Raw genomic sequence first — 5662 nt, 5'->3', positions numbered from 1 at the left:
GGGTGAGTGAGCTCTTCTGATAATTGATTCATTTTCAATCAACTTAGTTCCTTGACGATATGGGAACAATGATTGAAAAGCTTGTATCATTTCATTCATGGCCGATCACACACTTCCTGGAACTTGCCATTGCACAATTTGTTCTCCAATTTGCTCTTTACATGCCGCAAGAAAGAGTAGGGTCAAAGGTAGTTTGACCCTATTCTTTGCGACGAGTAACCACAGGAGCAACCTTTTAGGCGACGAGTAACCGCAGGAGAAGCACTTTGGAAGCGTGAGGTCCACAACTATATGATTTTCATACTTGTTGGCTCATGAGGAATGTGATGCTAGCGCAAATGTACGATAAAAAGTAGTAAAGTTTAATAGAGCCTTTAAAAATGTAAATAGCACAAAAAAGCCATCTCAACGAATTGAGATGGCTTTGTGTATTATTTTTGAATGAATTGTTGTGTCCAGTAATTACCGTTTGCATTGTATCCAATACCAATATGAGTATAAGTACCATTCATGATATTTGCGCGATGTCCTGGTGATTCCATCCATCCTTTAACGACTTCAGCAGCCGTTCTTTGACCCATTGCGATATTTTCAGCAGCAGCCTTGTATTGAATGCCTTTAGCTTTCATTTGATCGAATGGAGATCCCATTGTTGGACTTGTATGAGAGAAATAGTTATTCTTGCTCATATCTGCTGATTTTGCACGAGCAGTGTCCATCAAAGCAGCATCAGTAGCAAGGGGTTTTAATCCGCCTTTAGCACGCTCTTGATTCGTCAATGTAAGAACTTGTTGTTCAATTGACGAAATATTACCTGATGAAGGTGGTGTTGTTGGGGCCGTCGGTTTTACTGGGACAGCCGGTTTTGCTGGGACAGCTGGTTTTGCTGGGACTGCCGGTTTTGCTGGGACAGCTGGTTTTGCTGGGACAGCTGGTTTTGCTGGAATAGCTGGTTTTGCTGGAATAGCTGGTTTTGCTGGGACAGCTGGTTTTGCTGGGACAGCTGGTTTTTGTATTGGAGCTTTAAACCCTGCAGCAAATAGCTGTGCATAAAGTTGATCTATCAATTGTTTTTCCATGGCTGAGTTCGCCACCGGTTTTACTAGAGTACGTGTTGACCAGTCATAACTTGTATTAGTTAGACACGTGGGTTGATTTGATGAAAATGAAGCTTCTGCGGTCGTACCTTGACTGAATGAGAACACCATAGCTCCCATTGTTAAACCTAGTAACATTTTTTTCATTTGTTATTCCCTCCTCTGCCAACTAGTCTATCGGCTAAATCTACGAAAAAAATACCCATTCATTTCCACTGTTGCCAGCAGAAATGAAAAGGTACTCTTCAAGCGGTTTACACGACATYAAWATTGCGTGGTYTTAGGRWAATTACCATATCTTTCATTAAATTAGCTATTGACGGRCTGATAAACAGCCTCATAAACCTTCTTTARCCYCTCTTTTTMTACAGRRAWGAKGCTACTTCTATCGATTCTATCAAAAGYAATWTGTAATTWTACATCAGCGCTTTTCCTAACACGTGGGTGGGTAAGCTCATCTAATAATTCGATTCTTATGCTGTCTGATAATTGATCCATGGTTTCAATCAACTTAGTTCCTTGACGATATGGGAACAATGATTGATAAGCTAGTATCGTTTCATTCATGACTTAATCACTCGCTTCCTGGAACTTGCAGTTGTGCAATTTGTTCACCAATGACTATAATTGCCGGCTCCATTTTCACATACTCAGGCAACCACTGCACCATTCCATACGAATATTGGAATAGCATAGGGTTTTTCATGCCAATGATAGGAACGTAACCTTTCATGCGATATACGGAAGATGGCAATGTACGTAACCAATCTTCAAACTCTTCTTTATCAATCGATTGTTTAAATGTAACTAGTCTTGTGGACAAGGCAAGTTCTTCACCGATACGGGTTTGATTAACATCTGTCTTTTGCACAGTGCCTTTCAATCTTTCTAACATGGCAAACGGACATTTTCCGTGAGATGTTTGAATAATTGTCGCAGAAGGATTGAAACTTTGTAATTCATATGTAATTTTCGCCTGTTGTGCATCAGACAGCAAATCCATTTTATTGGCTAACAATAAGTGCGCATGACGAATTTGTTCCAAAAAGAGAGAACGAATTTGTGGACGTAATGCTTGACGATCTAACCAAAGCAAGCTGTCAACCACTGTCACGATTCCTTTAACATTTAATTGTTTCGCAAATAATGGTGAATAGACAGCATCCAGCGCTTCAACAGGATGTGCTGCACCGGTTGTTTCAATAATCAGTACATCGAATGCTTCGCCTGCCAACAATGTTTGTAATTGAGCCTCTGTCTGTTCAGAGCCGGTACAGCAGATGCATCCTTCCAACATTTCCTTCAATGGAATGTCTTCATCTACTGACTGAGAATCAAATGGAAGTTTTCCTAGTTCATTCATCAATATCGCGGGTTTTAATCCTTTTTCTTTCAACTGTCGAATCGTATCTGTTAATAATGAGGTTTTTCCGCTTCCCAAAAAACCGCTGAATAAATAAACGTCTTTCATCGTGTACGCCCTTTCTGGTGAAAAAAGCTGGCCTCAAGTTGCAGGCCAGCTTTTGTTTATTTTGCTAGTTCTTCTAATACCAAATCTTTTGCTTTCAAAAGTTGTGGATCATCCTTTTTGATTTTCACACGTAAACGGTCCATTAAGGCAAACGTCGAATCACCCGTCAAGACGCCCGTTTCTTCAAGTTTTGCTTCTTTTTGAACTTGTTTCACAGCAGCTTCCGTTTGATCATCAAACAGTCCATCCACTTTTCCTGTATCAATGCCAATTGCAGTAAGCATTTCTTCTGCAGCTTTCACTTGATCAGATAAAACGCCATTTTTCATTTCGATAGACGCATCCAAATACGCAAGCTGCGTATAAGGTGGATATTCTACTTTCACGTCAGGGGCAATCCCTTTTTCGTGAATCCAATTGCCTTCAGGAGTTAACCATTTCGCAGTTGTGAATTTCATATTAGATCCATCTTTTAATTCATTTGCTGTTTGTACCGTTCCTTTACCGAATGAATTTAAGCCTACCAATTTTGTACCGGCCGATTCACTCATTGCAGCTGCAAGAATTTCTGAAGCAGAAGCACTACCTTCATCTATTAATAAAGAAACAGGTACTTTAACTTTCGTTCCATTCGTTGCATAGTAAATTTCTGCTTCCTTCCCTTTTTCCTGGGTCTGGAATAAAGGTTTGCCATCATCAACAAACAAATTGGAGATATCAATAGCTGAAGTCAACAAGCCACCTGGATTTTGGCGGACGTCCAGCACTAATGCTTTCATTCCCTTTTCCTCCATATCAGTTATGGCTGCAAGCAGTTCATCATACGTATTGGTTGAGAAACTTGTAATTTGAATGTGTGCAACTTTACCTTCCAATAGCTCTGCATAAACAGTTTCAATCGGAATTTCGTCACGCACAATTTCAATTTCAAGCGGTTCTTTCATTTCACCACGTTGAATAGTCAACGAAACGGATGTGCCTTTTTCTCCACGAATCAGCAATACGGCTTCTGAAGCACTCATACCGTGAATGTTTTTCCCATCAACTGCAATGATTTTGTCATTTGGCAAAATCCCTGCTTTTTCAGCTGGTGAATTTTTAATGGGTGACACTACAGAGATAACTCCATTGCGTTCTTGTATTTCAGCACCGATTCCCTGGAAACTTGAAGAAATACTTTCTTCGAATTGAGCAGCCTCTTCTTGGTTCATATAATCGGAGTAAGGATCCCCCAGGGCTTCAATCATTCCATTGATTGCTCCGTTGACAATAGCGTCTTGGTCAATATCAGCGTAGTAGCCAGCCTTCAATTCATCATACGCCTGGTATAACTTTGTAAACTCTCTTCTTTCAGGAGCTCCGACTTCGACTACCTTCTCATCGCCAAATGTTAAAGCAAAAATCGTTAATCCTGCTGTACTCAAAATTAATGTGAAAATCAGCATGATGAAAAAGAAAGGTTTCAAGCGTATATACTTTCCTGCTGGTCCATCATGTTGTACATGTTCCGGTTGTTCAGGTTGTCCTTCTGTTTGTTCCGTATTGTTTTTCATTTCATCCAAGTCATTCACCACTTTCAAATCGAAACCATTAAAATACATGCTTCAATAGTTATGTATAGTTTATCAGTTACTTCAAGTAAACGGAAAGAAAAAGGCTGCCAAAAAATGATATGACAGCCTTTTAAAATATTCTAATTAATCTTGAATTGCAGCATCCAATGCTACTTCAATCATGTCGTTAAATGTCAATTGACGTTCTTCAGAAGATGTTACTTCCCCTGTTAACAAGTGATCACTTACTGTTAGGATTGCAAGAGCTTGACGGCCAAATTTAGCTGCTAATGTATACAGAGCAGCTGACTCCATTTCAAGTGCCAAAATTCCATATTGAGCCCATTTTTCATGCTCAGCATGCTCGTTGTAGAATACATCCTCAGTGAATACATTACCTACTTTTAGATTCAAGCCTTTTTCTTTACCAGCATTGTAAGCTTTTAATAGTAAATCGAAATCTGCTGTCGGTGCAAAGGTAACGCCGTTGAAAATGATATCGTTCATTTTGGAATCCGTTGAAGCACTTTGTGCAATGATTACATCACGGAGTTTAACGTCTTGGTGAATTGAACCACAAGTCCCTACACGAATTAATTTTTGAACATCATATTCAGCCATTAATTCTGTAACGTAAATCGAAATTGAAGGTACGCCCATTCCTGTTCCTTGTACAGAAATACGTTTCCCTTTGTAAGTTCCAGTGTATCCGAACATATTACGTACTTCATTGTACTGAACAACGTCTTCCAAAAACGTTTCTGCAATGTATTTAGCACGTAGTGGATCTCCCGGTAATAAAATCGTATCAGCGATATCGCCTTTTTTAGCATTAATATGAACACTCATCTTTGTAACCTCACTTTATAAACATTTCCGTACTATCATACTGTTTTTTGTGTCGATATGCAAACTGTGTTAAACGTAACGAGCAATTTCCTGATTTAATCGGGACTCAAGAGATGATAAATCAGTTTTTGACAAAGTCATACGGATATATGACTCATCCATATTCAGTGCTTCCGAGAACAAGCTACCCAAGCCTCGCACTTTACGATCGACTTGGATAAGTAATTCAACCTGATCCAATCCTTTTGGAATAAACGTAAGTTCAATTTCATCAAATTTCCCTCTAAATGGTCCAGATGCTGCAAAAAACTCGAATTCCTGAACGAAAGGAGTAATACCTCTGTATGCACGCGGTGCTTCTTCACAATCCACTTTACGTAATTTAAGACCTAAATTTTGAGCAGCAGTCAACCCAGCCTGTACAAAAGCATTCGGTCGGATTTCAATCAAATCTTTATCTCCAGGATCCACTGCATTTTTAATGTCAAGACCGGTTTGTAACCAAACTCTCGTTCTTCCCATGGTGACTGGAGTAATGAGCGGAAGATTGAATGAAAATGGAAATGCCTTTTTCTCTCCTTTTTCAATCGTGAATGGTTCGTTTAATTTGTGAGAATAAATTGCGACTGAATCTGTGTATTTATTGTCGTTCGATTCGCGTTCGTACGTGGTATAAACTTTAATATAAATAC

Annotated in this window: 5 protein-coding genes; all 5 read right to left on the bottom strand. The window is 39.3% G+C overall.

Going from position 1 to position 5662, the window contains the following annotated elements:
- Positions 1-431: 431 nt before the first annotated feature.
- A complete protein-coding gene (locus tag AC1DSB_RS13325) occupies positions 432-1244 on the bottom strand; it encodes a CAP domain-containing protein (RefSeq protein WP_477531965.1) in 813 nt (270 codons plus the stop codon).
- 427 nt (positions 1245-1671) lie between these two features.
- Entirely contained in the window at positions 1672-2568 is an 897-nt protein-coding gene (locus AC1DSB_RS13320) for a CobW family GTP-binding protein (RefSeq protein WP_477531967.1), read from the bottom strand.
- Positions 2569-2624: 56 nt separating this feature from the next.
- A complete protein-coding gene (locus tag AC1DSB_RS13315; RefSeq protein WP_477531968.1) occupies positions 2625-4130 on the bottom strand; it encodes a lmo1851 family serine protease in 1506 nt (501 codons plus the stop codon).
- Positions 4131-4265: 135 nt separating this feature from the next.
- Positions 4266-4970: a purine-nucleoside phosphorylase gene (gene deoD / locus AC1DSB_RS13310; protein WP_477531969.1), complete on the bottom strand. Its 705-nt coding sequence runs from the start codon at positions 4968-4970 to the stop codon at positions 4266-4268.
- 69 nt (positions 4971-5039) lie between these two features.
- The coding region (locus AC1DSB_RS13305) for a sporulation protein (RefSeq protein WP_477586871.1) at positions 5040-5662 on the bottom strand (623 nt) is incomplete at its 5' end.

Source organism: Paenisporosarcina sp. P4_E4_2 (genome assembly GCF_056401595.1).
Note: the sequence above shows the minus strand (reverse complement) of the source record. Positions and strands in the feature narration are given on the sequence as shown.

Coding starts and splice junctions, on each gene's coding strand:
- AC1DSB_RS13325 (WP_477531965.1), bottom strand. CDS start 1,244: ATGAAAAAAATGTTACTAGGTTTAACAATGGGAGCTATGGTGTTCTCA.
- AC1DSB_RS13320 (WP_477531967.1), bottom strand. CDS start 2,568: ATGAAAGACGTTTATTTATTCAGCGGTTTTTTGGGAAGCGGAAAAACC.
- deoD (WP_477531969.1), bottom strand. CDS start 4,970: ATGAGTGTTCATATTAATGCTAAAAAAGGCGATATCGCTGATACGATT.